Annotated in this window: 23 protein-coding genes and 2 tRNA genes; 4 read left to right on the top strand and 21 right to left on the bottom strand. The window is 72.0% G+C overall.

The genetic code is table 11. The features are described 5' to 3' along the window. Position 1: 1 nt before the first annotated feature. From secD to ACLHRZ_RS07285, 9 genes are all read right to left on the bottom strand, one after another. The gene (gene secD / locus ACLHRZ_RS07325) at positions 2-1,768 is read right to left on the bottom strand and encodes a protein translocase subunit SecD (protein WP_490417444.1); all 1,767 of its coding nucleotides are present in this window, start codon (positions 1,766-1,768) and stop codon (positions 2-4) included. Positions 1,769-1,919: 151 nt separating this feature from the next. Then, the gene (gene yajC / locus ACLHRZ_RS07320) at positions 1,920-2,435 is read right to left on the bottom strand and encodes a preprotein translocase subunit YajC (RefSeq protein ID WP_490417443.1); all 516 of its coding nucleotides are present in this window, start codon (positions 2,433-2,435) and stop codon (positions 1,920-1,922) included. Between the two features lie 165 nt (positions 2,436-2,600). Then, entirely contained in the window at positions 2,601-3,692 is a 1,092-nt protein-coding gene (ruvB, locus tag ACLHRZ_RS07315; protein ID WP_490417442.1) for a Holliday junction branch migration DNA helicase RuvB, read from the bottom strand. A 95-nt stretch (positions 3,693-3,787) separates the two neighbouring features. Then, complete coding sequence (ruvA, locus tag ACLHRZ_RS07310) at positions 3,788-4,414, bottom strand: Holliday junction branch migration protein RuvA (protein ID WP_490417441.1); 627 nt, start codon at positions 4,412-4,414, stop codon at positions 3,788-3,790. Next, positions 4,411-4,959, bottom strand: a complete 549-nt coding sequence (gene ruvC, locus ACLHRZ_RS07305; RefSeq protein WP_490417490.1) for a crossover junction endodeoxyribonuclease RuvC — start codon at positions 4,957-4,959, stop codon at positions 4,411-4,413. The genes ruvA and ruvC overlap by 4 nt, the downstream gene beginning before the upstream one ends. Positions 4,960-5,081: 122 nt before the next feature. Beyond that, entirely contained in the window at positions 5,082-5,834 is a 753-nt protein-coding gene (locus tag ACLHRZ_RS07300) for a YebC/PmpR family DNA-binding transcriptional regulator (RefSeq protein ID WP_490417440.1), read from the bottom strand. A 63-nt stretch (positions 5,835-5,897) separates the two neighbouring features. Then, positions 5,898-6,488, bottom strand: a complete 591-nt coding sequence (gene pdxT / locus ACLHRZ_RS07295; protein WP_490417439.1) for a pyridoxal 5'-phosphate synthase glutaminase subunit PdxT — start codon at positions 6,486-6,488, stop codon at positions 5,898-5,900. An 89-nt stretch (positions 6,489-6,577) separates the two neighbouring features. After that, entirely contained in the window at positions 6,578-7,489 is a 912-nt protein-coding gene (gene pdxS / locus ACLHRZ_RS07290) for a pyridoxal 5'-phosphate synthase lyase subunit PdxS (protein ID WP_336414393.1), read from the bottom strand. Positions 7,490-7,573: 84 nt separating this feature from the next. Beyond that, the gene (locus ACLHRZ_RS07285) at positions 7,574-8,107 is read right to left on the bottom strand and encodes a LemA family protein (protein WP_490417489.1); all 534 of its coding nucleotides are present in this window, start codon (positions 8,105-8,107) and stop codon (positions 7,574-7,576) included. A 191-nt stretch (positions 8,108-8,298) separates the two neighbouring features. On the opposite strand from ACLHRZ_RS07285, the gene ACLHRZ_RS07280 reads away from it, so the two are divergent. Beyond that, on the top strand, positions 8,299-9,063 hold the full coding sequence (locus ACLHRZ_RS07280) for a VC0807 family protein (protein ID WP_490417438.1): 765 nt from the start codon (positions 8,299-8,301) through the stop codon (positions 9,061-9,063). Here ACLHRZ_RS07280 and ACLHRZ_RS07275 read toward each other — a convergent pair. From ACLHRZ_RS07275 to pgsA, 3 genes are read right to left on the bottom strand one after another with little or no spacing between them, the layout of a single operon-like run. Further along, positions 9,060-10,220 carry a glycosyltransferase family 4 protein gene (locus ACLHRZ_RS07275; protein WP_490417437.1) on the bottom strand — a complete coding sequence of 387 codons (1,161 nt, stop codon included), beginning with the start codon at positions 10,218-10,220 and terminating at the stop codon, positions 9,060-9,062. The genes ACLHRZ_RS07280 and ACLHRZ_RS07275 overlap by 4 nt on opposite strands. After that, positions 10,217-11,176, bottom strand: coding sequence for a phosphatidylinositol mannoside acyltransferase (locus ACLHRZ_RS07270; protein WP_490417436.1), 960 nt, complete (start codon positions 11,174-11,176; stop codon positions 10,217-10,219). The genes ACLHRZ_RS07275 and ACLHRZ_RS07270 overlap by 4 nt, the downstream gene beginning before the upstream one ends. After that, entirely contained in the window at positions 11,173-11,835 is a 663-nt protein-coding gene (pgsA, locus tag ACLHRZ_RS07265; protein WP_490417435.1) for a phosphatidylinositol phosphate synthase, read from the bottom strand. Before pgsA ends, ACLHRZ_RS07270 begins: the two co-directional genes overlap by 4 nt. A gap of 230 nt (positions 11,836-12,065) precedes the next feature. Between pgsA and ACLHRZ_RS07260 the strand changes: the two genes are divergently transcribed. Both ACLHRZ_RS07260 and ACLHRZ_RS07255 read left to right on the top strand, forming a co-directional pair. Next, positions 12,066-14,273, top strand: coding sequence for an elongation factor G-like protein EF-G2 (locus ACLHRZ_RS07260; protein ID WP_490417434.1), 2,208 nt, complete (start codon positions 12,066-12,068; stop codon positions 14,271-14,273). A gap of 166 nt (positions 14,274-14,439) precedes the next feature. Then, on the top strand, positions 14,440-16,095 hold the full coding sequence (locus tag ACLHRZ_RS07255; protein WP_490417433.1) for an AbeC-like domain-containing protein: 1,656 nt from the start codon (positions 14,440-14,442) through the stop codon (positions 16,093-16,095). A 97-nt stretch (positions 16,096-16,192) separates the two neighbouring features. On the opposite strand, the gene ACLHRZ_RS07250 is transcribed toward ACLHRZ_RS07255, so the two are convergent. From ACLHRZ_RS07250 to ACLHRZ_RS07225, 6 genes are all read right to left on the bottom strand, one after another. Next, positions 16,193-17,440, bottom strand: a complete 1,248-nt coding sequence (locus ACLHRZ_RS07250) for a YncE family protein (protein WP_490417432.1) — start codon at positions 17,438-17,440, stop codon at positions 16,193-16,195. Further along, on the bottom strand, positions 17,437-18,237 hold the full coding sequence (locus tag ACLHRZ_RS07245; RefSeq protein ID WP_490417431.1) for a polysaccharide deacetylase family protein: 801 nt from the start codon (positions 18,235-18,237) through the stop codon (positions 17,437-17,439). The genes ACLHRZ_RS07250 and ACLHRZ_RS07245 overlap by 4 nt, the downstream gene beginning before the upstream one ends. A 106-nt stretch (positions 18,238-18,343) precedes the next feature. Continuing rightward, on the bottom strand, positions 18,344-18,904 hold the full coding sequence (locus tag ACLHRZ_RS07240; protein ID WP_490417430.1) for an HIT family protein: 561 nt from the start codon (positions 18,902-18,904) through the stop codon (positions 18,344-18,346). A gap of 72 nt (positions 18,905-18,976) precedes the next feature. After that, on the bottom strand, positions 18,977-20,956 hold the full coding sequence (thrS, locus tag ACLHRZ_RS07235) for a threonine--tRNA ligase (protein WP_490417429.1): 1,980 nt from the start codon (positions 20,954-20,956) through the stop codon (positions 18,977-18,979). Between the two features lie 83 nt (positions 20,957-21,039). Next, complete coding sequence (locus ACLHRZ_RS07230) at positions 21,040-22,212, bottom strand: hypothetical protein (protein ID WP_490417428.1); 1,173 nt, start codon at positions 22,210-22,212, stop codon at positions 21,040-21,042. Further along, complete coding sequence (locus ACLHRZ_RS07225; RefSeq protein ID WP_490417427.1) at positions 22,212-22,811, bottom strand: DUF4365 domain-containing protein; 600 nt, start codon at positions 22,809-22,811, stop codon at positions 22,212-22,214. The genes ACLHRZ_RS07230 and ACLHRZ_RS07225 overlap by 1 nt, the downstream gene beginning before the upstream one ends. A 165-nt stretch (positions 22,812-22,976) precedes the next feature. Here ACLHRZ_RS07225 and ACLHRZ_RS07220 point away from each other — a divergent pair, with 165 nt between their 5' ends. Continuing rightward, the gene (locus ACLHRZ_RS07220; RefSeq protein ID WP_490417426.1) at positions 22,977-23,702 is read left to right on the top strand and encodes a 3'-5' exonuclease; all 726 of its coding nucleotides are present in this window, start codon (positions 22,977-22,979) and stop codon (positions 23,700-23,702) included. A gap of 57 nt (positions 23,703-23,759) precedes the next feature. Here the strand turns inward: ACLHRZ_RS07220 and ACLHRZ_RS07215 are convergent. The 3 genes from ACLHRZ_RS07215 to ACLHRZ_RS07205 all read right to left on the bottom strand — a co-directional run bounded on the left by ACLHRZ_RS07215 (position 23,760) and on the right by ACLHRZ_RS07205 (position 24,505). Then, positions 23,760-23,831, bottom strand: a tRNA-Val gene (locus ACLHRZ_RS07215). Between the two features lie 62 nt (positions 23,832-23,893). Then, the gene (locus tag ACLHRZ_RS07210) at positions 23,894-24,364 is read right to left on the bottom strand and encodes an SRPBCC family protein (RefSeq protein WP_490417425.1); all 471 of its coding nucleotides are present in this window, start codon (positions 24,362-24,364) and stop codon (positions 23,894-23,896) included. A 69-nt stretch (positions 24,365-24,433) separates the two neighbouring features. Beyond that, positions 24,434-24,505, bottom strand: a tRNA-Val gene (locus ACLHRZ_RS07205). Positions 24,506-24,720 lie beyond the last annotated feature (215 nt).

Here is a 24,720-nt window from a genome sequence, read left to right as displayed (position 1 = left end):
CTCACGCCTCCTTCGGGTCGACGGTGGCGGAGGGACGGCGGCGGGAGGACCGCAGTGGCGGCTTGACGCCGAGCCGCTGGGGGTCGAGCCCGGACCACGGGTGGCCGTTGGCGAAGAACTTGCGGCGAGCGAGGATCGTCATGAGCGGCTTGGTGAAGAGGAAGACCACGACGACGTCGAGCAGCGTGGTCAGGCCGAGGGTGAACGCGAAGCCCTGCACCTTGCCGACGGTGACGATGAACAGCACCGCGGCGGCCAGGAACGAGACGAAGTCCGAGACGAGGATGGTGCGGCGGGCGCGCGGCCAGCCGCGCTCCACGGCCGGACGCAGGGTGCGGCCCTCGCGGATCTCGTCGCGGATGCGTTCGAAGTAGACGATGAACGAGTCGGCGGTGATGCCGATCGCCACGATGGCACCGCACACGGCCGGCAGGTTCAGCGCGAAGCCGATGGCCGGGCCCAGCAGGACCATGATCGTGTAGGTGAGGACCGCCGAGACCAGGAGGCTGGCGAGGGCGACGAGCGCGAGACCGCGGTAGTACGCCACCAGGTAGACGATCACCAGGGCGAGGCCGATGGCACCGGCGATCAGACCGGCGTGCAGCTGCTCGCCGCCGAGCGCGGCGGTCACGGTGGTCTCGTTGACCACGTCGAAGGACAGCGGCAGGGCACCGTAGGACAGCACGTTGGCCAGGTCCTGGGCGCTCTGCTGGGTGAAGTTGCCGGAGATCTCCGCCTGGCCGCCGACGATCGAGGTGCTGACCGACGGGTCGGAGACGACCTCGCCGTCGAGGACGATCGCGAACTGGTTCTGCGGCGGGGCCTTGCTGGCCAGCTGGCCGGTGACGGCGGCGAACTTCTTGGAGCCGGCCGAGGTGAACTTCAGCTGGACGAGCCAGCCCTTGCCGCTCTGGCTGTCGAAGGCGGCGCTGGCGCTGCTGACGCCGGTGCCCTCGACGGCCACCGGGCCGAGGATCTCCTTGACCCCGCCGTCCTTGCGGCACGCGGCGATGGTGTCGGTGGGCAGGGCGTTGGACGCCGCCTTGGCCGCTTCGGAGCGGCCCTCCTTGGTGGAGCAGTCGAGCGCGTCGAGCTTCTTCTGCAGGGAGGCCATGTCCGTGGCGGACGGGCTGGGCGTGGGCGACTTCGGGTCGTCCTTCTTGCCGTCGCTCTTGCCGTCCTGCGAGGCGGAGGCGGACGGCGTCGCCGAGGGGCCGGAGGCCTTCAGGGCGTCGGTGACGGCACGGCCCTGGGTGCTGGCGCTCGCGGACGGCGAGGGCGAGCCGGAGGGCTTGCTCTTGTCACCCTTGTCCTTGGCACCGCCGGAGGCGCTGGGCGTGGGCTCGGGGGTCTTGGCACCGGAGGTCGACACCAGCACGGGCCGGAAGCCGAGCTGGGCGGTGGTGCCCACCTGCTCACGGGCCTGCTTCGCGTTCGTCCCGCGCGGGATGTTCACGATGATGTGCCGGCCGCCCTGGGTCTGGACCTCGGCCTCCGAGACACCCAGACCGTTCACACGCCGCTCGATGATGCCGACGGCGGTGTTCATGTTGGTCTGGTTGATCGCGTTGGGCCTGCCGGGCTGGTTCTTGGCCTCCAGCGTGAAGCTGGTGCCGCCCGCGAGGTCGATGCCCAGCCGCGGCGTGGTGTGCCCGGAGGCGAACATGCCTCCGGTCAGCGCCACCATGGCGATCAGGATGAAGGCCAGGACTCTGCCCGGCCTGCCCTGGCCGCCCGGGGACCTGCGGCCCTTCTTCGGTGCTGCCACCTTGTCGTTTCTCCCTGTCCAACCGCCGGGCGTCGGGTGTGCGCCGGGCGGCCACGAAGTCTTGTGGGGACCTGCCCCCGCCGGAGCCTAGACGACCGCAACGGAACCGCGGTGCACCACTCCATGGGTGCTCCGCGGTTCCGTGACACGGCTACTTCGCGTCGGCGTCGCCGTCGCGCTTGGCGTCCTTCGTCCCCTCGGCGGACTCGCCGGGCTGGTCGGCCTTGTCGGCCGGGTTCTCGGAGCCGGCCTCGGCGGCGGTCTCCTTGCCCAGGTCGGTCTTCTTGCTCAGATCCGTCTTCTGCTCGCCCTCGGCGGCCGCAGCCTCGGCCTCGGCCCCGGTCAGCGAGGAGACGTCGTCCGGAACGACCGTCTCGCCGGGCTCGATGCCGTGGACGATGCGGTTGTACTCGGCGTCCTCCAGGACGGCGCCGATGGAGTTCTTCGCGTAGATCGCGTGGACGCCCGGGGCGACCTCCAGGAGGACCGTGTCGTCGCTGACCTCCTTGACGGTCGCGTACATGCCGCCGATCGTCCGCACGCCGGTGCCCGGCTGCATATGGTCGCGCATCTGCGCCGCCTGGCGCTGCTTGTTCTTGGCCGACCGGGTCATCAGGAACATGGCCCCGATGAGCACGATGAACGGCAGGAGACTCACGATATTCACGGGACGGGGTTTCCTTCACACGACCGCGATGGGGACACGGCCTGGTCTACGGGGGTGGTATGCCGCACCGATAAGGACGGCATCGGCGGAGTCTAAGCGAACCGCACCTATGGAACAACGCTCAGCATGGCACCGGGGTTCCTGACGGGACCAGCCCCCGCGCCGTCACCCGCCGAAGAGCGGGGACTGCCCCGGGCCGCCCGGACCCTGCTGCGGAGGCACCAGGCCCAGGTGCGCCCAGGCCGCGGGGGTGGCGACCCGGCCCCTGGGCGTACGGGCCAGCAGCCCCTCCCGCACCAGGAACGGCTCGGCGACCTCCTCGACCGTCTCGCGCTCCTCCCCCACCGCCACCGCGAGGGTGGACAGCCCGACGGGACCGCCGCCGAAGAGCTTGAGCAGGGCGCCCAGCACGGCGCGGTCCAGCCGGTCCAGGCCGCGGGCGTCGACCTCGTAGACCTCCAGGGCCTGGGCGGCGACCTCCCGGGTGACGACCCCGTCCGCCTTGACCTGGGCGTAGTCGCGGACGCGGCGCAGCAGGCGGTTGGCGATGCGCGGGGTGCCGCGCGAGCGCCCGGCGATCTCGGCCGCGCCGTCCGCCCCGATCTCCACGTCGAGCAGCCGGGCCGAGCGGTGCACGACGCGCTCCAGCTCGGCGGGGGCGTAGAACTCCATGTGCCCGGTGAAGCCGAAGCGGTCGCGCAGCGGGGGCGGCAGCAGGCCGGCGCGGGTGGTGGCGCCGACGAGGGTGAAGGGCGGCAGCTCCAGCGGAATGGCCGTGGCCCCGGGGCCCTTGCCGACGACGACGTCGACGCGGAAGTCCTCCATGGCCATGTAGAGCATCTCCTCGGCGGGCCGGGACATGCGGTGGATCTCGTCGAGGAAGAGGACCTCGCCCTCGGCGAGCGAGGAGAGGATCGCGGCCAGATCCCCCGCGTGCTGGATGGCGGGGCCGGAGGTGATGCGGATGGGGGCGCCCATCTCCGCGGCGATGATCATCGACAGGGTGGTCTTGCCGAGGCCGGGCGCACCGGAGAGCAGGACGTGATCGGCGGTGGCACCACGGGCGCGGGCGGCCCGCAGGACGAGGTCCAGCTGCTCGCGGACGCGCTCCTGGCCGATGAACTCGCCCAGGTCCTTGGGCCGCAGGGCGGCTTCGACGGCCTGGTCCTCCCCGTCGGCGGCGCCGCCGACGATCCGGCCGCCCGCGGCGGGCAGGCCGGTCGTGCTCGCGGGTGCGGACTCGTCGTACGGGTTCACGGGTGGGACCTCATGGTTCGTGGCGGGTCGGGGTACGGGCACGGGCCGGCCTCCCGGGCGGCCGGCGCGGTGCGGCCGGTGCGCGGGGGCATCGGTCAGCGGGCCCGGTTGAGCGTCTGCAGGGCGGCCCGCAGCAGCTGGCCGACCTGGGGCTGCACGCCCTCGGCGAGGGCGGCCTCCGCCTGCGGGGTCACGGCCGCCACCGCTTCGTCCGCCTCGCGGGTGGCATAGCCCAGGCCCACGAGGGCGGCGTGCAGCTGATCGCGCCAGCCGGCGGTGACCGGGGTGCCGACACCCGCCTGCGAACCGCCGGAGGCGACCGGCTCGCCGAGCCTGTCCTTCAGCTCCAGCAGCAGCTTCTGGGCGCCCTTCTTGCCGATGCCGGGCACGGCCGTGAGGGCCTTCTCGTCACCGGAGGCGAAGGCGCGGCGCAGGGCGTCCGGGCTGTGCACGGCGAGCATGGCCTGGGCGAGACGGGGGCCCACGCCGCTTGCGGTCTGGACCAGTTCGAAGGTCTGCCGCTCGTCGTCGTCGGCGAAGCCGTACAGCGTCAGGGAGTCCTCGCGGACGACGAGGGAGGTGGCGAGCCGGGCCGGCTGCCCGACCCGGAGCGTGGCCAGGGTGGCGGGCGTGCACTGGACGGCCATGCCGATGCCGCCGACCTCGACCACGGCGGCGTCGGGGGCGAGGGCCGCGACCGGCCCGGAGACGAAGGCGATCATCGGGTGCCCTTCGGAAGTCGTGCGGGAACGGTGCTGCGGTGGGCGGCGGCGATCTCCTGCAGACGGTTGGCCGCAGGGGCGCGCCAGATGTGGCAGATGGCCAGCGCGAGCGCATCCGCGGCGTCGGCCGGCTTCGGCGGGGCGTCGAGCCGCAGCAGGCGCGTCACCATGGAGCCGACCTGGGCCTTGTCGGCCCGGCCGGAGCCGGTGACGGCGGCCTTGACCTCGCTGGGGGTGTGCAGCGCGACGGGCAGCCCGCGGCGGGCCGCACAGAGCATCGCCACGGCGCTGGCCTGCGCGGTGCCCATGACCGTGCGGACGTTGTGCTGGCTGAACACCCGCTCCACGGCGACGTATTCGGGCCGGTGCTCGTCGAGCCACTGCTCTATGCCGCGCTCGATGAGGACCAGGCGCTCGGCCGTGTCGGCCTCGGCCGGGGTCCTGACGACGCCCACGCCGACCATGCTCAGCCGGCGGCCCGCCGCCCCCTCCACGACCCCCACGCCGCACCGGGTCAGCCCCGGGTCCACGCCCAGCACCCGCATGGCGCCCCTCCCTTCGATCACCTGCGCGCAGGCTATCGGCTGCCACTGACAACGCCCGGTCACGCCGACGGGCCGGCGGGGAAACCACCCCGCCGGCCCGTCGGCCGAGCACATCGCACGCCTTACGCGTCGACCTTGGCCATGACCTCGTCGGAGACGTCGAAGTTGGCGAAGACGTTCTGCACGTCGTCGCTGTCCTCGAGGGCGTCGATCAGCCGGAAGATCTTGCGCGCGCCCTCCTCGTCGAGCTCGACCTGCATGGTGGGCACGAAGTTGGCCTCGGCCGAGTCGTAGTCGATGCCGGCCTCCTGGAGCGCGGTGCGCACCGCGACCAGGTCGGTGGCCTCGCTGAGGACCTCGAAGCTCTCGCCGAGGTCGTTGACCTCCTCGGCACCGGCGTCCAGCACCGCGCCCAGCACGTCGTCCTCGGTGAGCCCGCCCTTGGGGACGATCACGACGCCCTTGCGGTTGAACAGGTAGGACACCGAGCCCGGGTCGGCCATCGAGCCGCCGTTGCGGGTCATGGCGACGCGGACGTCACCGGCGGCGCGGTTGCGGTTGTCGGTGAGGCACTCGATGAGCACCGCGACACCGTTCGGGCCGTAGCCCTCGTACATGATCGTCTCGTAGTCGGCGCCGCCGGCCTCGAGGCCGCCGCCGCGCTTGACCGCGGAGTCGATGTTCTTGTTCGGGACCGACTGCTTCTTCGCCTTCTGGATGGCGTCGTAGAGAGTCGGGTTGCCCTCGATGTCGACGCCACCCATGCGAGCCGCGACCTCGACGTTCTTGATCAGCTTCGCGAAGAGCTTGCCGCGCTTGGCGTCGATCACGGCCTTCTTGTGCTTCGTCGTAGCCCATTTAGAGTGGCCGGACATCTCGCCTGTCTCCTTCGCGTAACCAAATTCAGAACGAACGACAGTGATCCTACCGGGATCCCGTCACTGCGCGGCGCGCACCATCTCCACGAAGAGGCCGTGCACCCGGTGGTCGCCGGTGAGTTCCGGATGGAAGGACGTGGCCAGGACGTTGCCCTGCCGGACGGCGACGGTGTGGCCGTCGTGGGAGGCGAGCACCTCGACGTCGGCCCCGGTGGACTCGACCCACGGGGCCCGGATGAAGACGCCTTCGACGGGACCGCCCGCTATGCCGCGGACGTCGACGGCCGCCTCGAAGGACTCGTTCTGCCGGCCGAAGGCGTTGCGGCGGACGATCATGTCGATGCCGCCCAGGGTCTCCTGGTCGTCGCGGCCGTCCAGCAGCTTGTCCGCCAGCATGATCATGCCGGCGCAGGTGCCGTAGACGGGCATGCCGGAGCGGACGCGCTCGCGCAGCGGCTCCAGCATGCCGAAGGCGACTGCGAGCTTGGACATGGTGGTGGACTCGCCGCCGGGGATGACCAGGCCGTCGACCTCGGCCAGTTCCTCGGGGCGGCGGACCGGACGCGCCACGGCGTCCGCCGCGGCGAGGGCGACCAGGTGCTCGCGGACGTCGCCCTGGAGGGCGAGAACGCCGATGGTGGGGGTGGACACGGGATGCTCCCTCTTCGCTCTGCCGCCGGTGCACGTGCCGGCGGGCGGCCGCAGGACCCCCTGCGCACCGCCCACCGGGAACAGCCGTGTCACCAGCCGCGGTTGGCGTACCGCTCGGTCTCGGGGAGGGTGTCGCAGTTGATGCCGACCATGGCCTCGCCCAGGTTGCGGGAGGCGTCCGCGATGATCTTGGGGTCGTCGTAGAAGGTGGTGGCCTTCACGATGGCGGCGGCGCGCTTGGCCGGGTCGCCGGACTTGAAGATGCCGGAGCCCACGAAGACGCCCTCGGCACCGAGCTGACGCATCAGCGCGGCGTCGGCGGGGGTGGCCACGCCGCCCGCGGAGAACAGCACGACGGGCAGCTTGCCCAGCTCGGCGACCTCCTTGACCAGCTCGTACGGGGCGCGCAGCTCCTTGGCCGCGGCGTACAGCTCGTGGTTGTCCAGGCCGCGCAGACGCGCGATGTCGCCCTTGATCTGGCGCAGGTGACGGACGGCCTCGACGACGTTGCCGGTGCCGGCCTCGCCCTTGGAGCGGATCATGGCCGCGCCCTCGGCGATGCGGCGCAGCGCCTCGCCCAGGTTGGTGGCACCGCAGACGAACGGGGTGGTGAAGGACCACTTGTCGCTGTGGTTGACCTCGTCGGCCGGGGTGAGCACCTCGGACTCGTCGATGTAGTCGACACCGAGGGACTGCAGCACCTGCGCCTCGACGAAGTGGCCGATGCGGGACTTGGCCATGACCGGGATGGAGACGGCGCCGATGATCCCCTCGATCATGTCCGGGTCGGACATCCGGGCCACGCCGCCGTCCTTGCGGATGTCGGCGGGCACCCGCTCCAGGGCCATGACCGCGACGGCGCCGGCGTCCTCGGCGATCTTGGCCTGCTCCGGCGTGACGACGTCCATGATCACACCGCCCTTGAGCTGCTCGGCCATGCCGCGCTTGACGCGCGCGGTGCCGGTCTCGGGAGTCTGCGGGGTGCTGGCGGTGGACACGATGTGACCTCACTAATCAAGGGCCGGTGATGCTGGCAGGTTCATCCAACCCAGTGCCCGCCGAGCCGAAAAAGGGCCAATCCGAGGTCAGTGGCCTGTCCGGTCCGCCAGTGCCACGGGCGGCTCGTCGTCCATCTCGAAGGCCAGGGGGAACGGCGCGTGACCGGCGAGCCGGAACCAGCGCACCACCCGGTGCCGGCGCACGGCCCGCGCGGCCCGCACCGCGTCGTTGTGGAACCGGCGGGCCATCGGCACCCTGCGCACGGCCTGCGTCAGCTCCTCCAGCGACTCCTCCCCGCCGGGCGCCTCGCGCACCGCCTCCACCTGCGGCCCCTCCGTGAAGACCGCGCGCAACGCCTGGCTCAGCTCGCTCTCGGCGACCTCGCGCTGCTCCTCCTCGGCCTGCCGGGCGGCGTGCGCGGCCTGGTAGAGGACGATCGAGGCGGCGGGATCGAGCACCCCGGCGGTGCCGAGCTCCTGCGCGACCGAGGCACGCCGCAGCAACTGGGCGTCCAGGGCCGCGCGGGCCGCGTCGATGCGGCTGTGCAGCCGGTCCAGGCGCCCGGCGGTCCAGCTCAGGTAGATGCCGACGAGGACGAGCGCGGCCGCGATCCAGATCATTGTGGTCACGCCGGGCCACAGTACCGGCCCGCCCGGCGGGGCCCTCTCCACCCGGAGGTGGAGCGGACGGGGTGGAGGCGCCCGGCCCGGAGACCCACCCGGGCTCCGATCCGTCTCCACCCGCCCGGTTTCTATCGTCGGGACATCGATGCAGACATCGATGCAGACGGCGGGACCGACGGAGGACTCCCATGCAATCCCGTTCCAGGCACGCGCTGTTCACCTCGCTCGGGGTCAACATCGTCCTGCCGCTCGTACTGTTCTACGCACTGCGCGGCGCGGGCATGGTGCAGTGGCAGGCGCTCCTGCTCAGCAGCGCCCCGCCGGCGCTCCACGCCCTCGGCGAGGCGGTGATACGGCGCCGGGTCGATCCGTTCGACACGTTCATCCTGGTCCTGCTGCTGGTCTCGGCCGGAACGTCGGTGATCAGCGGGAGCCCGCGCGTGCTGCTGCTGAAGGACGCGGCACTGCCCGCCGCCCTGGGCCTGTGGATCCTGAGCACGCTGGCCATGGCACGCCCCTTCGCCTTCCAGTTCGGCGGCCGGCTGCGCGGGCCCGAGGCCGCCGCGGTCGCCGAGCGCGCATGGCGCGAATCGGCCGAATTCCGCGGCGCACTACGCGGGTTGACGGCGCTGTGGGGCGGCGTGGAGCTGCTGGACGCGGTGCTGAGCACGGTCAACGCCCTGGTGCTGCCGGTGGATGCGGTGCCGCTCATCGGCCGGATCGTATCGCTCTCCCTGATCGGCCTGAACGTAGTGATCAGCATCCACTGCAGCCGCCGCTTCCGGGCCCGGCACGGCATACCCCTGTTCGGGGCGCGGCCCGCGAAGTCCCGCGAGACACCGCGCCCCGAAGGAGCGCGGGGCAGTCACATATGCGGCTCCGCCGCGCAGGCGCGACCAGCCACGGACGGCCCGCAGCCGGCGAACCACGTTGCCGACGGAGCGCCTCGCTAATCCCGCGCAAACCCCAACCGCGCCCGCAACCCGGTCCGTTCATCCGTGGCAACGGAGGCCGCGCCGGCGGTCACCGTCTCGTAGACGGCCAGGATGTCGGCCCCGACGGTCGCCCAGTCGAAGCGCCGCACATGCCGGCGCCCGCGCTCGCCGAGCTCCGCCCGGCGGGCGGGGTCGCCCAACAGCCGCACGGCCGCCGCGGCCAGTGCATCCGCGTCCTCGTTCGTGAACAGCTCGCCCGCGGCGCCCTGGTCCAGCACCTGGGCGAAGGCGTCGAGGTCGCTGGCTAGGACGGGCGCGCCCGCCGACATGGCCTCGACCAGGATGATGCCGAAGGACTCGCCTCCGGTGTTCGGCGCCACGTACACGTCGACGCTGCGCAGCAGCCGCGCCTTGTCCTCGTCGCCGACCATGCCGAGGAACTCGACGTTGCCGCGCATCTCCGGCGGCAGGCCGGCGACGGCCTCCTCCTCGTCGCCGCGCCCGGCGACCAGCAGCCGGGTGCCGGGGCGCTCAGCGAGGATGCCGGGCAGGGCGCGCATGAGGACGGGCAGGCCCTTGCGGGGCTCGTCGATGCGGCCGATGAAGCCGATGGTCCCGCCCTGCCACTCCGGCCGCGGCTCGGCGGAGGCGAAGAAGCCGACGTCGACGCCGTTGGGGATGACCACCGCGTCGCCCCCCAGGTGCTCCACTAGCGTCCGGCGGGCGTACTCGCTCACCGCGATCCGGGCGCTGATCTTCTCCAGCGCGGGCTGGAGGATGGGATAGGCCGCGATCATCGCGCGCGAGCGCGGGTTGGAGGTGTGGAAGGTCGCCACGATCGGGCCCTGGGCGGCCCAGCAGGAGAGCAGGCCCAGCGACGGGGTGGCCGGCTCGTGGATGTGGATGACGTCGAAGTCGCCCTCGTGCAGCCAGCGGCGCACGCGCGCGGCCGAGAGGAAGCCGAAGTTCAGCCGGGCCACCGAGCCGTTGTACGGCACGGGCACGGCCCGTCCGGCCGAGACGACGAAGGGCGGCAGCGGGGTCTCGTCGTCGGCGGGAGCCAGCACCGAGACCTCGTGGCCCAGCCGGATCAGGTGCTCGGCGAGGTCTCTGATGTGGAACTGGACGCCGCCGGGGACGTCCCAGGAGTAGGGGCAGACGATCCCGATCCTCAAGGCTTCTCCGTTCCGGGGCGTCCGGAGCCCTCCGGGGCCGCGGGGCTCGTGTCGGGGCGGGGCTCGGCGGGCCGCGCGAGGTCGGCGAGCCACAGCCGCTGGAGCATGTGCCAGTCCTGCGGGTGGGCGGCGATGCCGGAGGCGAAGGCGTCGGCCATCCTCTGGGTCAGCACCGCGGCCTTCTCGGCCCGGGTGCCGGTCTCCGGCACCTCCAGGGGCGCGTGGACGTGGCCCTTCTGCACCGGTGTGCGGTCGTACCAGAGCGTCGCCGGCAGCAGCAGGGCGCCGGTCTGCACGGCCAGCATGGCGGGCCCGGCGGGCATCTTGGCGGCCTCGCCGAAGAAGGAGACCTCTATCCCGGAGGAGGACAGATCGCGGTCGGCGACCAGGCAGACCACCCCGCCGGAGCGCAGCCGCCGGGCGAGCGTGCCGAAGGCACTGCCGCCGGCGTGCGGCAGGACCTCCATGCCCAGCCCCTCGCGGTAGGCCACGAACCGGTCGTAGAGGGTCGCGGGTTCGAGCCGCTCGGCGACGGTGGTGAAGGGCACCCCGAGCCGGGTGGTGAGCCAGGCCCCGGCGAGGTCGTAGTTGCCCATGTGGGGCAGCGCCAGCACCACGCCCCGCCCGGAGGCCAGGGCCTCCTCCAGGTGGTGCAGGCCCTCGGGGTCGAAGCCGGTGCGGATGCGGTCCTTGCTCCACGAGGGCAGCCGGAAGGACTCCATCCAGTAGCGCATGTAGGAGCGCATGCCCTCGCGGGACAGCCGGGCGAGCTCCTCCGGCCCCGCGCCGGGGACCACCCGGGCGAGATTGGACTCCAGGCGCAGCACGCCCTTGCCGCGCCGCCGCCAGGTCACGTCGGCGATCTGCCGGCCCAGCACGGTGGCGACGGGCTCGGGGAGCGTCCTGACCGTGCTCCACCCGAGCCCGTACAGCGCGTCGGTCAGCTGGTCCTTCACCCGGCGCCGCCCTGGCCGGCCGGCACGGAGGCGTCGGCCTCGGCGGCCTCGCGGCGGACGGTCACCACGCGCTGGATGAGCGTGATCAGGCTGCCGACGGCCACCAGCCACAGGGCGACGGGGAGCAGGACCTCGACGTACGGGACGCCGAACTTGTGCAGCCCGGAGAGGCCGCAGGCGACCAGCGAGACGACGAGCCGCTCGGCGCGCTCGACCAGGCCGTTGACGTTCACCGGCAGGCCGATGCTCTCGCCGCGGGCCTTGGTGTACGAGACCACCTGGCCGCTGGCCAGGCAGAAGATGGCCACCGCGCACAGCGAGAGGCTGTCGCCGCGCCCGGCGTACCAGAGGGCGAGGCCGCCGAAGATCGCCGAGTCGGCGACCCGGTCGAGGGTGGAGTCGAGGAAGGCGCCCCAGCGGCTGGAGCGGCCGAGCTGGCGGGCCATGTTGCCGTCGACGAGGTCCGAGAAGACGAACAGCGTGATGACGATCGTGCCCCAGAAGAACTCGCCCCTGGGGTAGAAGGCCAGCGCGCCCGCCACCACACCACCGGTGCCGACGAGGGTCACCGCGTCGGGGCTCACGCCCAGTCGGATGAGCAGCGCGGCGAACGGCGTGAGAACACGCGTGAAGAACGCACGCGCGTACTTGTTCAGCATGGCCTTCCCGGAGGGTCGATGCGGGCCGGGTGGTCGGAAGGCCACCGGCTGGCCCATCGTAGCCAGGCCGCCGGGACCCGCCACGCACACCACCCCCGCTCCGCCCGCCGGGGCGGAGGGCGGCTCCCGGCCACTCAAACGGTTGCGCCCCCGTGTGCGACGTATGGACGCAGCGTGACCACGGTGGAAAGCTCGAAGGACCGCAGGTGTCGACCGGAGAGGCGAGACACATGGGCGAAAAGACGAATGCGCATCCAGGGGCCGCCGGCAGGGCGGTGACGGCCGACCGGCCGCAGAACATCCGCAACGTGGTCCTGGTCGGCCACAGTGGTTCCGGGAAGACGACCCTGGTGGAGGCACTGGCCCTGACCACCGGCGCGGTCAACCGGGCCGGCCGGGTCGAGGACGGCGCCTCGCTCTCGGACCACGACGAGATCGAGCACCGCCAGCAGCGCTCGGTCCAGCTGTCCCTGGTCCCCGTCGAATGGGCCGGGATCAAGATCAACGTATTGGACACACCCGGCTATGCCGACTTCGTCGGCGAGCTGAGGGCCGGTCTGCGGGCGGCGGACGCGGCCCTCTTCGTCGTCTCGGCCGCGGAGGGCGCCGAGGGCATCGCCGGGGCCACCCGCATGGTGTGGGAGGAGTGCGCGGCCGTGGGCATGCCGCGCGCGATCGTGCTGACCCATCTGGAGACCGCACGGGCGGACTTCGACCGGCTCACGGAGACCTGCCGCGCAGCCTTCGGAGGGGACTCCCCCGACGGCGTGCTCCCGCTCTACCTCCCCGTGCGCGGACCGGAGGGCCCCGACGGGCACCGTCCCGTCACCGGACTCGTCGGACTGCTCTCGCAGCGGGTCTTCGACTACTCCGGCGGCGAGCGCACCGAGGCCGAGCCCTCCGCCGAGCAGCTGCCGCTGATCGAGGAGGCGCGCAACCGGCTCATCGAGGGGATCATCGCCGAGAGCGAGGACGAGACCCTCATGGACCGCTACCTCGGCGGCGAGGAGATCGACGTCAAGACGCTCGTCGAGGATCTCGAACGGGCCGTGGCCCGGGGCAGTTTCCACCCCGTGCTCGCCGCCGCCCCGGCGGCCGAGGGCGCGCGCCAGGGCCTGGGCACGGTGGAGCTCCTGGAGCTGATCACCGGCGGCTTCCCGACCCCGCCGGAGCGCGAGGCGCCGGCCGTCACCTCCCCGGACGGCAGCGCCCGCCCCGCGCTGTCCTGCGACCCGGAGGGTCCGCTCGCCGCCGAGGTCGTCAAGACCGCCTCCGACCCCTACGTCGGGCGCCTCTCCCTGGTCCGGGTCTTCTCCGGCACCCTGCGCCCCGACGAGACCGTGCACGTGTCCGGGCACGGCCTGGAGGACCGCGGGCACGAGAGCCACGACGTCGACGAGCGCGTCGGCGCCCTCTCCTCCCCGTTCGGCAAGCAGCAGCGCCAGCTGGCCCAGGCCATCGCCGGCGATCTGGCCTGCGTCGCCAAGCTCACGCGCGCCGAGACCGGCGACACCCTCTCCGCCAAGTGCGATCCGCTGCTGATGGAGCCCTGGCTGATGCCCGACCCGCTGCTGCCCGTGGCCATCCAGGCGCACAGCAAGGCGGACGAGGACAAGCTCTCCCAGGGCCTGGCCCGGCTGGTCGCCGAGGACCCGACCATGCGGCTGGAGCAGAACCAGGACACCCACCAGGTGGTCCTGTGGTGCCTGGGCGAGGCCCACCGGGACGTCGCCCTGGAGCGGCTGCGCACGCGCTACGGCGTGCAGGTCGACATCGTCCCGCACAAGGTGTCCCTGCGCGAGACCTTCGGCGGCAAGGCGGCCGGCCGCGGCCGGCACGTCAAACAGTCCGGCGGCCACGGCCAGTTCGCGATCTGCGAGATCGAGGTCGAGCCGCTGCCCGGCGGCTCCGGCATCGAGTTCGTCGACAAGGTCGTGGGCGGCGCGGTCCCCCGGCAGTTCATCCCCTCGGTGGAGAAGGGCGTACGGGCCCAGGCCGCCCGCGGGGTGGCCGCCGGCTATCCGCTCGTCGACGTCCGGGTCACCCTCCTCGACGGCAAGGCGCACTCGGTGGACTCCTCCGACGCGGCCTTCCAGACCGCGGGCGCCCTGGCCCTGCGCGAGGCGGCCGCCGAGGTCCGCATCCACCTCCTGGAGCCGGTCGCCGAACTCCAGGTCCTGGTCGTCGACGACTACGTCGGCGCGGTCATGAGCGACCTGTCCGGACGGCGCGGACGGGTCGTCGGCACCGAGCAGTCCGGCGCGGGCCGCACCCTGGTGCGCGCCGAGGTGCCCGAGATCGAGATCGGCCGCTACGCCGTGGACCTGCGTTCCCTCTCGCACGGCACCGGGCGGTTCAGCCGCGGTTACGCCCGGCACGAGCCGATGCCGCCACAGCTGGCGGACCGTATCCGCGAACAGGAGGATAACGGGGCATAGTTGGCAAGCCGCCCGTCCCAACTCGGCCAGGACGGGCGGCTTTCCGATCTCCGGCGACAGCCGGCACTCCGCACCATTACGCTGAGCATGCGGCCCATGACGCAGGACCCGGGCCGAGGGTCGGGAGCAGGCCGGAGCACCGGACGCGCGCGGCATTGGGGGCAGAGTGGCAGGGGATGCGTTCGACTTCAGTCCGGGGGCACAGATCCCGGTCGCCGGCGGCGCCGGGCAGACCGCCGCCACCCAGGCGCTGGCCTCGGCCGCCTACCGCGACGGACCGGTGGACGAACTCCTCAAGGCCAATTCGGACTGGGCCACCTCCGAGGTCAAGCCGCCCCGCATCTCCCTCTTCGAGCCCAACCTGGGCGAGGCCTTCGCCCGCGCCGTGCAGAACCGGATGCTCGCCGGCGGCCGCAAGCCGCTCATCCAGTCCTTCGGGCTCGAACCCCAGGTCATCGTCGAGCACTGCCTGGCCGCTTCCCGCATCCGCAAGGAGCGCGACGCCAGGCTGAGCCTGATCATGGTCCTGTTCGGGCTGCTCTTCCTGCCCGGCGTCCTGCTCTGGCTCGGCGCCTTCCAGCTCCGCCGCACCCTCGCCGGCTCCCAGGACAAGCGCGCCGGCGCGCTGGGCGCGGCCCTCTTCGGCGTCCTCGGCCTGGCCATCGTCGTCCTCTTCGTCAAACTCCCCTTCACCGGCTTCTGGTACATCTACCTGCGCGCCATGCTCGTCGCCCCCGTCATCGGCGGCCTCTGGGCGCAGCAGGTCTGCGAGCGCACCGCCAAGGACCTCCGCGAGCGCTGGACGGGCCTGCTCGACGGCGGCGGCATCGGCGCCAAGATCCCCGAGGCCGTGCCCTCCACCCCCGGCGAGAGCGCCGCCGAACAGCTCCGCCAGAACCTCGAACGCCTCGCCGCCGAACAGCACAGCAACGTCGTCTTCTACGCCGGTCCCAAGGGCATACTCGGGATGGGCACCCGCTGGGGCAGCTGGCAGCTCGCCGAGGAGCTCGTCCCCCTCGACCCCGGCAAGGACATCAACCCCTTCCGCAGCTGGGACATCGTCCGCGCCATCCACGACCAGCTCAAGCTGCTGGAGCGCACCCCCATCAACACCGGCGGCCTCACCGCCCCCGGTGTCGAGCACTGGGTGGTCTGCCCCATCGGCGAGGGTGCGGGCTCCGTCTCCCGCCCCGCCGGCACCGACTCGGCCACGTACCAGGTAAGGGGTTCCCAGCTCCAGGAGATCTGCGACAAGCAGCACTTCGGCAGCGGCGACCGGCACTACCTGGGCGTCCAGTTCGTGCTGTGGGACGGCCAGTTGGTCATCACGCTCCTCATCAACGTCACCGTGCTGCACAAGACGCTGCGCATCGAGGTCACCGGCCACGCCCTCGGCCCCACGCACGCGGTCTTCAACGGCCGCCCCAAAACCCGCACCCGGAGCTTCCGCAAGGCCCTCAAGTTCTGGGAGACCTGGGAGCGCACCCTGCGCGTCGTCGAACCCCGCGAGGTCGTCCGCCTCTCCGTCCGCGCGCCGCTCACCTGGTACCCGCCGCTGCTGGAGTACTGGGGCGGCAAGCTCGTCCTCCCCGAGCCGTTCGGGTTGCGCCACGCGTGGGCCGACAAGCCGTGGCGGCACCGCTTCATGGCGGACGACGCGTTGCGCGCCGCCACGCCGGTGCTGCGCGTGGTGCATCAGGCCGCGCTGCGTGTCCTGGCCGAAAACGGCGTGAACACCGAGAAGTTCGGCAACCGGGCCAACACGCTGAGCGGTGCGATCCAGGATCCGACACCGCGCCAGGCCGATGTCTATAACGCGTGATGTCCTCCGGACGGGCGCAGTGTGGCAACTGCGGGCCGTCTGTGGTTGATCGCGCAGTTCCCCGCGCCCCTTACGGGGCGCGGCACTACGCCAGAGCTCACCTGAAGATTCCCGTGTGTCCCAGCGAATACCGCCCCGGCTGGGGATACACCGCCAGCCCGTGCGGCCCCGCGCCCACCGGGATGCGGGCGATCTGGTGGCCGTCGTGGGTGTCGATCACGTACACCTCGCTGTTGTAACGCCCCGACAACCACAGCTCCTTGCCGTCCGCCGACACCCCGCCCATGTCCGGGCTGCCGCCGTCCGGCAGCTCCCACTTCTTCACCAGTTTGCGGCTGGCCAGATCCAGTACCGAGATCGATCCCTCGCCCCGGTTGGAGATGTACATCGACTTCGAGTCCCGGCTCACGTACAGGCCGTGCGCCCCCTTGCCGGTCGGCATCAGCCAGGGCTCGGTGAACCTGTCGCCGTCCAGCACCCATACCCCGTCGGCCATCATGTCCGCGATGTACCAGGTCTTGCCGTCCGAGGCGATCTTCACGTCCTGCGGCATCGCCCCGTCGAACGGCAGCTTCTGCTGGCCGATCACCTTCATCCGGGCCGTGTCCACCTTCAGCAGCTCACCGGAGAACTCGCAGGAGACGATGAAGTACCGCCCGTCCGGCGAGAAGTCGGCGTGATTGACCCCCAGGCAGCTCACCGGCTCGGTCTTCATCCGCTTCATCGTGTGGGCGTCCCGGAACACCAGCTCGCGGTCCATCGACGCCATCACCACGGCGTACTTGCCGTCCGGGGTGAAGTAGAGGTTGTAGGGGTCGTGGACGTCGACCGGCTTGCCCGCCTTGCCCGTTGCCGGGTCGATCGGGGTGAGCGTGTGGCCGCGGTCGTTGTTGACCCACAGCGTCTTCAGGTCCCACGACGGCACCACGTGCTGCGGCTGGTTGCCGACCGGGATCGTCTCGATGACCTTGTACGTCTTGGGATCGATGACGCTGACCGTGTCCGACTCGGTGTTGGGCACGTACACCCGGGACGGGAAGTTCCGCACCACCGGCGACAGGGCGTTCGGCCGGTCCGCCGCGTAGACGTCGTTCGGGTCCAGCAGCGGCGGCATCCCCGGCAGCCCCTGCGGCACCCCTCGCGCCGCCCCCTGGCCGTGTCCGCCCGGATGTGTCTGCCGGGTGCCCGGCCCCTCCTTGCCACTGCCGCCCCCGCCGCAGCCGCTGACGGCCGCCAGGACGAGGCAGAACGCCGCCGCCAGCACGGCGGGGCGGCGCAGCGGGCGCGAACGGACAGGACGGAAGGGGTGGCGAGGACCGGGACGAACGGGCGAGAACGGGATCATCGGGTCAGCAGCTCCGTAGTCGTCACCGCACGCAGACCGCGGCGGTGGAGGCCGTCGAGGATCGCGGGCAGCGCGGCGACCGTGCCGGCATGCCCGAAGTGCAGACTCACCACCGACCCGGGCCGCACCGCATTCAGCACGGTACGCCGGACCGCCTCGGGGCCGGGGTCGGTGAAGTCGAGGGAGTCCACGTCGTACGACAGGACGTGCGGGTAACCGGCCTTTCGCGCCAGCCGCACCACCTGGTCGGTGGCCCGCTGCGCCCGGGACGGCCGGAACCAGCGGCCGATGCCGCCCGTGAGCCGGCGCAGCCGGTCGGCGCACTCGGTGATCTCGGCGTAGGCGGCCTTCGCGCTCATCGAGCAGATGCTGAGATGGCGCATGGTGTGGTTGCCCAGCTCATGCCCGCCGTCGAGCACCCGGCGGGCCATCCGGGGCTGGGCGTCCAGCCAGTCGCCGACCGCCAGCACGGTCACCCGGGCCCCGGCGCGCTCCACTTCGGAGAGCAGGGCGAGGGTCGACTTCGCGTCACCTTGGCCGTGGAACGTCAGCGCGACACCGTGCCCCTGCCGCGGGCCGTGCTCGATCTGGGCGGGCAGCCCGGCCGGCAGCCGGGGCAGCACGGGCGGTGCGCCGGGCGGTACGGAGACCCTGGGCTTCGCCACAGGCGGGCGCGAGGGCTGTGCGCGGGGCGGTGTCCCGTCCTTGCCGCAGCCGGAGGCGCTCGCCCCGGCCGCTCCGGCGAGGGCGCCGCCTGCGGCTGCGCGCAGCACGGTGCGACGGTGAAGGAAGGTCACCGTCCCATTAGATCTTCTTTAGTAGGAATCTAGGCGATTTGCCCGATTCACCCTGTTCCGTGTCCTCTTGGAGAGGCCGGTACAGCCGAATTGCCGGTTTACCGGTTTATACGGTCGGCCAGACGTCGGCGAGCATCTTCCGGGTGTCCGCGAGCAGTTGCGGCAGCACCTTGGTGTGCCCGACGACGGGCATGAAGTTGGTGTCCCCGCCCCAGCGCGGGACGATGTGCTGGTGCAGGTGGGCGGCGATGCCGGCACCGGCGGTGATCCCCTGGTTCATGCCGATGTTGAAGCCGTGGGCCCCGGAGGCGGCGCGCAGCGCGCGCATGGCGCGCTTGGTGAACTCGGCCAGCTCGGCCGTCTCGGCCTCGTCCAGGTCGGTGTAGTCGGCCACGTGCCGGAACGGGACGATCATGCAGTGACCGCCGTTGTACGGGTAGAGGTTGAGCACGGCGTAGACGTACTCGCCCCGCGCGATGATCAGCCCGTCCTCGTCGCTCTTCGCCGGAATCGAGCAGAACGGGCAGCCGTCGTCGGCGCCCGTACCGGTGGGCTTGTTCTCCCCCTGGATGTACGCCATCCGATGGGGGGTCCACAGGCGCTGGAAGGCGTCGGGAGCGCCCACTCCGAACTGCTGCTCCGGCTCACTCGTCATGCCGAGAAGCATATTCCCCGGCGGGAACGCACCGGGGGGCGGCCCTTGCGGGCCGCCCCCCGGGCTTATCGTCACCGCGGAACGTCACACCTGGGCGCGGCGCTCCACCACGTCGAGGATCTTCGCGAGCGCCTCGTCGCGCGGGATGCCGTTCTCCTGCGACCCGTCGCGGTAACGGAACGACACCGTGCCCGCGTTCATGTCGTCGTCACCGACGATGATCATGAAGGGGACCTTGAGCTTCTGGTGGTTCCGGATCTTCTTCTGCATCCGGTCCGAGGAGGCGTCGACCTCCACCCGCAGGCCCTTCTTCTTCGCCTCCGCGGCGAACTCCTGCAGGTACGGCACGTGCGCCTCGCCGATCGGGATGCCGACCGCCTGCACCGGGGCCAGCCACGCCGGGAAGGCGCCCGCGTAGTGCTCCAGCAGCACGCCGAAGAACCGCTCGATGCTGCCGAACAGCGCCCGGTGGATCATGACGGGCTGCTGGCGCGAGCCGTCCGCCGCCGTGTACTCCAGGCCGAAGCGCGCGGGCTGGTTGAAGTCGACCTGGAGGGTCGACATCTGCCAGGACCGGCCGATCGCGTCACGCGCCTGCACCGAGATCTTCGGGCCGTAGAACGCGGCGCCGCCCGGGTCCGGGACCAGCGGCAGGCCCTGCTTCTCGGCCGCCCGGCGCAGCGCCTCGGTGGCCTCCTCCCACGCCTCGTCCGAGCCGATGAACTTGTCCGACTCGGGGTCGCGGGTCGAGAGCTCCAGCTCGAAGTCGGTCAGGCCGTAGTCGCGCAGCAGGTCGAGCACGAAGGTGAGGAGCGTGTCGAGCTCCTCCGGCATCTGCTCCTTGGTGCAGTAGATGTGCGAGTCGTCCTGGGTGAAGCCGCGGGAGCGGGTCAGGCCGTGGACGACGCCGGACTTCTCGTAGCGGTAGACCGTGCCGAACTCGAAGAGGCGCAGCGGCAGCTCACGGTAGGACCGCCCGCGCGACTTGAAGATCAAGTTGTGCATCGGGCAGTTCATGGCCTTCAGGCGGTAGTTCTGCCCGTCGAACTCGATGGGCGGGAACATGGCCTCGCCGTAGTGCGGGAGGTGCCCCGAGGTCTCGAAGAGGTGTTCCTTCGTGAGGTGCGGGGTGTTCACGAACTCGTAGTCCGCGTCCTCGTGCCGGCGGCGCGAGTAGTTCTCCATCTCCTTGCGGATCACCCCGCCCTTGGGGTGGAAGACCGCCAGGCCGGGGCCCAGCTCGTCCGGGAAGGAGAACAGGTCCAGCTCGGCGCCGAGCTTGCGGTGGTCGCGCTTCTCGGCCTCGGCCAGGAAGTCCAGGTGCGCCTTCAGCTCGTCCTTCGACGGCCACGCGGTGCCGTAGATGCGCTGCAGCATCGGGTTCTTCTCGCTGCCGCGCCAGTACGCGGCGGCGTTGCGCATCAGCTTGAACGCCGGGATGACCCGGGTGGTGGGCAGGTGCGGACCCCGGCAGAGGTCCTTCCAGCACAGGTCCCCGGTCTTCGGGTCCAGGTTGTCGTAGATGGTGAGCTCGCCCGAGCCGACCTCGACGTCCGCGCCGTCGTCGTGCGACGCGGAGCCCTTGAGGCCGATCAGCTCCAGCTTGTACGGCTCGTCCGCGAGCTCCTCGCGGGCGGCCTCGTCGGTGACCACGCGGCGGGAGAACTTCTGCCCCCGCTTGACGATCTCCTGCATCTTCTTCTCGATGGCCTTGAGGTCATCGGGGTGGAACGGCTTCTCGACGCCGAAGTCGTAGTAGAAACCGTCCTTGACCGGCGGGCCGATGCCCAGCTTGGCCTCCGGGAACAGCTCCTGGACGGCCTGGGCCATGACGTGCGCGGCCGAGTGGCGCAGGATGTTGAGACCGTCCTCGGAGGAGATCTCGACGGGCTCGACCTCCTCGCCGTCGGCGACGACGTACGCGAGGTCCTTGAGCTCGCCCGCGACCCGCGCGGCGACGACGGTGCGCTCGCCCGCGAAGAGCTCGGCAGCCGTCGTGCCCGTGGTCACCACGCGCTCTTCCCGCTCGGAATCGCGTTGGATGGTCACACGGACGTCTGACACCGGTCTCTCCTGACTCACGGGATGCTGCAGCGGTGCGCTGCGGCCTGAATCGTACCGAGCCGGGTGCCGTGCCCGCTAAACGGTCAGCCGTCGCCGTCCCTCTCCCCCAGGGCGTCGAGATTCTCCTGCAGCGATTTGAGCAGCCGGTCGCGCTCGGCCTCGTCCACCTCCGCGGGCAGCACGCCGCCCGCGTCGGCCAGCCGCCGGAAGCCGCTGCGGCTCTCCAGCCGCCCGGTCACCCTGACCGGCAGGCCGAGCAGGTGCGCATAACCGGCGATGCGGTAGTCCTCGTCGCCGAGCAGGGCCCGCACCTGGGTGACGTCCGCCCCGGCGAGCACCCGCAGCCGCACCGTCCCCGCTCCGCCCGGCGCCTCGCGGCGCATCCGCACCACGGCCGCGGTGAGCAGGACGGACACCGAGGGCTCGTCCCGGACGTACCGGGCACCCGCCTCGCGCAGCGCCGGGAGGTCGCCCGGGCTGAACTCGACGGGCTCGGGCCGCGCGGCGAAGCCCCCGGGCGGCCCGGCGGCGGGCGCCCACTCCACGCCGACGCGGATGCCCTCCGAGCCGCCGACGAGCGCGACCACGGCCTCGGTCAGCTCCCTGCTCACCCCGGCCGCGACGGCTGCGTCGAGGGCGTCCCAACGCCCCGTGGCCCGCTGGTAGTCACAGCCGTCGCGGGCCGCCTGCAGGGCACGCAGCAGGGCGGTGACGACGGTGCGGGAGCCGTCCGCCGGAGCGAACACGGTCACCTCGCGCCCGCCCGGCGCGGGGCCCACCAGCAGCGGCTCCAGGGCGGCTTCGGCCTCGCGGCGGCGCCGGGCGCCGTGGTGCCCGGCCGGGCCGCGGGCGGCGAGGGCGCCGGCGAGGAGCATGGCGCGGACTCCCGCCCGCAGCCGCTCCTGCGCGGTCCAGGCGGCGGCCGGGACCCGGGGGTCCGGGATGCCGCGCCACCAGCGGATCTCGTCGCTGGGCAGGTGCAGGGCGATGAGGACGGCGCGCGCGGAGGGGGCGGCGCTGCGTTCGAGCGCGGTGAGGGCCTCGGCGAGCAGGTCGGCGCTGTCGGGGAAGGCGCTGCTCTCCGGTACGAGGAGGCTGGTGCCGGCGCCCTGGGGCGGGGTCCAGCGGCTGTAGCGCCCGTGGCTGCCACCGCGGCGCCGCCAGCCGTGCCGGGCGAGCAGGGCGGCGAGGACACGGGGGTCGGGCGGCGGGGCGGGACGGGCCTCGGCGGGCCGGTGCTCGGGCCGTTGGTGCATCAGGGTCTCCCTCCCGCCCCGACCCGGTTCATGATCTCGCAGAGGGCGCGGTCGTCGAAGACGTGCGAAGCCGGGATCCGCACGGTGGTCCGGCGTCTGCCGGTCACGGGGTGCCCGGCGAGGTTGGTCCAGTAGCAGCAGTGCCGCAGTTCGAGGCGGTCGTGGCCGGCGCGGAGCCAGTCGTCCGGGGTCCGGGGCACGATCATCACGACGAGGATCTTGTGCACGGAGACCGGAGTGCGGGCGAGCTTGACCAGGTGGGCGTTGTCGATGGTGAACGGGAACGAGGTGCGGGCGCCGGGCACGACTCGCCGAGCGGTGAGCTGGTAGGTGCACTTGAGCTGCACCTTGATGGTGACTTCGTCGTCGGCGGTGTGCCCGGGGGCACTGTGGCTGACGTGCCAGTCGATGCCGTTGTCGGGAAAGGGCTGGGCGAGCGAGCAGCCGGCCGCGGCCGCCACCGCGTGCAGGTAGCCGATCTGCAGGGTCTCCATGCAGGCCGTGACGGCGAGCGTGCCGCGCACCGGCCCGGGCGGGGGGACCGGTGGGGTCAGCAGGCCGCTCGGCGGTGCGGCGGGGTCGGGCTGCGCGAGCGCCATGTCCGAAAGCCTTCCGGGCTCGCCTGTCCTGTGGTCCGTACATCTGTGTTGTCTCCGCACGAACTCCCCGCCAAACAGGGGCGGTTCGGTCCGGACGGCGGCCGGGTATCACCTGGCGGGGAGGGGAAACACGCCATTTGCCGGACAAGCGCGAGGAGTTGTGACATGCCATGCTGGTTCGAAGGACCACTCGCCGCATTCGACACCGAGACCACCGGCGTCGACGTCGAACACGACCGGATCGTGTCGGCCGCGGTCGTGGCGCAGTCACAGGCGGGGGCCTCGCCGGTGGTGACGCGCTGGCTGGTCGACCCCGGGGTCCCGGTACCCGAGGGGGCGACGGCCGTCCACGGTCTGACGGAGGCCCATCTGCAGCGGCACGGCCGGTGGCCGTCCCCCGTCATGGAGGAGATAGCCCGGGCGCTGGCCACCCACGCCGCCCGCGGCGTGCCGCTGGTGGTGATGAACGCGCCCTTCGATCTGACGCTGCTGGACCGGGAGTTGCGCCGGCACCGGGCGTCGTCGCTGGCCGGGTATCTGGCCGGGTCGCCGCTGTGCGTGCTGGATCCGTGGGTGCTCGACAAGCACCTGGACCGCTACCGCAAGGGCCGCCGGACGCTGACGGACCTGTGCGGACACTACGGGGTGGAGCTGTCCGGGGCGCACGACGCGTCGGCGGACGCGGTGGCCGCACTGGAGGTGGTCCGGGCGGTGGGGCGGCGCTTCGCCTCGCGCCTGGACCGGCTGAGCCCGGCCGAGTTGCACGCACGGCAGGAGGTGTGGCACGCGGCGCAGGCGCGCGGCCTGCAGGCGTGGTTCGCGCGCAACGGTTCGGAGGAACAGTGCGACCCGGCATGGCCGCTCCGGCCGGAGATGCGCGCCGCGGCCTGAATGCCGACGGCAAAGCACAAGGCCGGTCCGTCAGTTGACGGACCGGCCTTGCCGGGGTGGGCGATACTGGGATCGAACCAGTGACCCCTTCGGTGTGAACGAAGTGCTCTCCCGCTGAGCTAATCGCCCGGGTCCTTCTCGCGGTTTCCCGCGGGAACGCACTGAACAATACAGGTGATCGCGCCGTTCCTTCAAATTCCCGGTGCCCCGCGCTCCAGGCGGGCGCACAGTCCGCGCCGCCCGGCGCGCATCATCCACGCGTGATTGGCGAGGAAGAAGGGACGCCCGGGCAGCGCCAGGCGCCTCATCACGGGCTTGCGGACCTCCACTTCCTGTTCGAAGCGGGCCAGGCTGTCGGCCGGGCCGCGGTCCAGGACGGTCCAGCGGGCCCAGCCCTCGAGGTCGCCGGTCATGGCGATCTCCAGGACGCGGGCGACGGGGTCCCGGCGGGTCTCGCGGGCGGTGACGGTGAGCTCGTACGGCAGGAGCGAGCGGAAGCGCGCGGTGCCGCCGGTGTCGTCGACGGGGTCGACCCGCCGGACCTGCGGCCACCAGTCGGGATACTCCTCCGCGGCCTCCAGGACGGCGTAGACGGCGTCGGGGGGTGCGGGCAGCGGCCAGGCGTCGCGGAAGCGGTAGCGATGGAGGGAGCGCCGGGGCATGCCGCCAGGGCACACCAAACGACCGAGGGCCCGCAAGGTGGCATTCCTTGCGGGCCCTCGGTACCAGGGTGGGCGATACTGGGATCGAACCAGTGACCTCTTCGGTGTGAACGAAGCGCTCTCCCGCTGAGCTAATCGCCCGGGCGCACCGCAAACATTACCGCATGTCAGAGGGTGCGCCGAACCGTCTGGGCAGGGGTGGGGGCGCAGCTGCGCCCCCACCCGTCACACTCCGTGTGCACACTCCCCGCGCCCGCCGCACCGCGGCGTCCACCGGGGTATTCCGAAAATGACCGGTTCGGCGGTATACACGGCGCCACGACTGGGCCGTACGAGGTATCCGAAGAGCCTCAAAA

Source organism: Streptomyces sp. AM25, from assembly GCF_058146165.1.
Note: the sequence above shows the minus strand (reverse complement) of the source record. Positions and strands in the feature narration are given on the sequence as shown.

What these genes read in the sequence shown, in the direction of transcription:
- pgsA (WP_490417435.1), bottom strand. Translation starts at nt 11,835, where the DNA reads ATGCTGAACAAGTACGCGCGTGCGTTCTTCACGCGTGTTCTCACGCCG.
- ruvC (WP_490417490.1), bottom strand. Translation starts at nt 4,959, where the DNA reads ATGCGGGTGCTGGGCGTGGACCCGGGGCTGACCCGGTGCGGCGTGGGG.
- ruvA (WP_490417441.1), bottom strand. Translation starts at nt 4,414, where the DNA reads ATGATCGCCTTCGTCTCCGGGCCGGTCGCGGCCCTCGCCCCCGACGCC.
- ACLHRZ_RS07300 (WP_490417440.1), bottom strand. Translation starts at nt 5,834, where the DNA reads ATGTCCGGCCACTCTAAATGGGCTACGACGAAGCACAAGAAGGCCGTG.
- ACLHRZ_RS07240 (WP_490417430.1), bottom strand. Translation starts at nt 18,904, where the DNA reads ATGCTTCTCGGCATGACGAGTGAGCCGGAGCAGCAGTTCGGAGTGGGC.
- ACLHRZ_RS07250 (WP_490417432.1), bottom strand. Translation starts at nt 17,440, where the DNA reads ATGATCCCGTTCTCGCCCGTTCGTCCCGGTCCTCGCCACCCCTTCCGT.
- ACLHRZ_RS07210 (WP_490417425.1), bottom strand. Translation starts at nt 24,364, where the DNA reads ATGCCCCGGCGCTCCCTCCATCGCTACCGCTTCCGCGACGCCTGGCCG.
- ACLHRZ_RS07225 (WP_490417427.1), bottom strand. Translation starts at nt 22,811, where the DNA reads ATGGCGCTCGCGCAGCCCGACCCCGCCGCACCGCCGAGCGGCCTGCTG.
- ACLHRZ_RS07220 (WP_490417426.1), top strand. Translation starts at nt 22,977, where the DNA reads ATGCCATGCTGGTTCGAAGGACCACTCGCCGCATTCGACACCGAGACC.
- ACLHRZ_RS07280 (WP_490417438.1), top strand. Translation starts at nt 8,299, where the DNA reads ATGCAATCCCGTTCCAGGCACGCGCTGTTCACCTCGCTCGGGGTCAAC.
- ACLHRZ_RS07260 (WP_490417434.1), top strand. Translation starts at nt 12,066, where the DNA reads ATGGGCGAAAAGACGAATGCGCATCCAGGGGCCGCCGGCAGGGCGGTG.
- ACLHRZ_RS07285 (WP_490417489.1), bottom strand. Translation starts at nt 8,107, where the DNA reads ATGATCTGGATCGCGGCCGCGCTCGTCCTCGTCGGCATCTACCTGAGC.
- ACLHRZ_RS07230 (WP_490417428.1), bottom strand. Translation starts at nt 22,212, where the DNA reads ATGCACCAACGGCCCGAGCACCGGCCCGCCGAGGCCCGTCCCGCCCCG.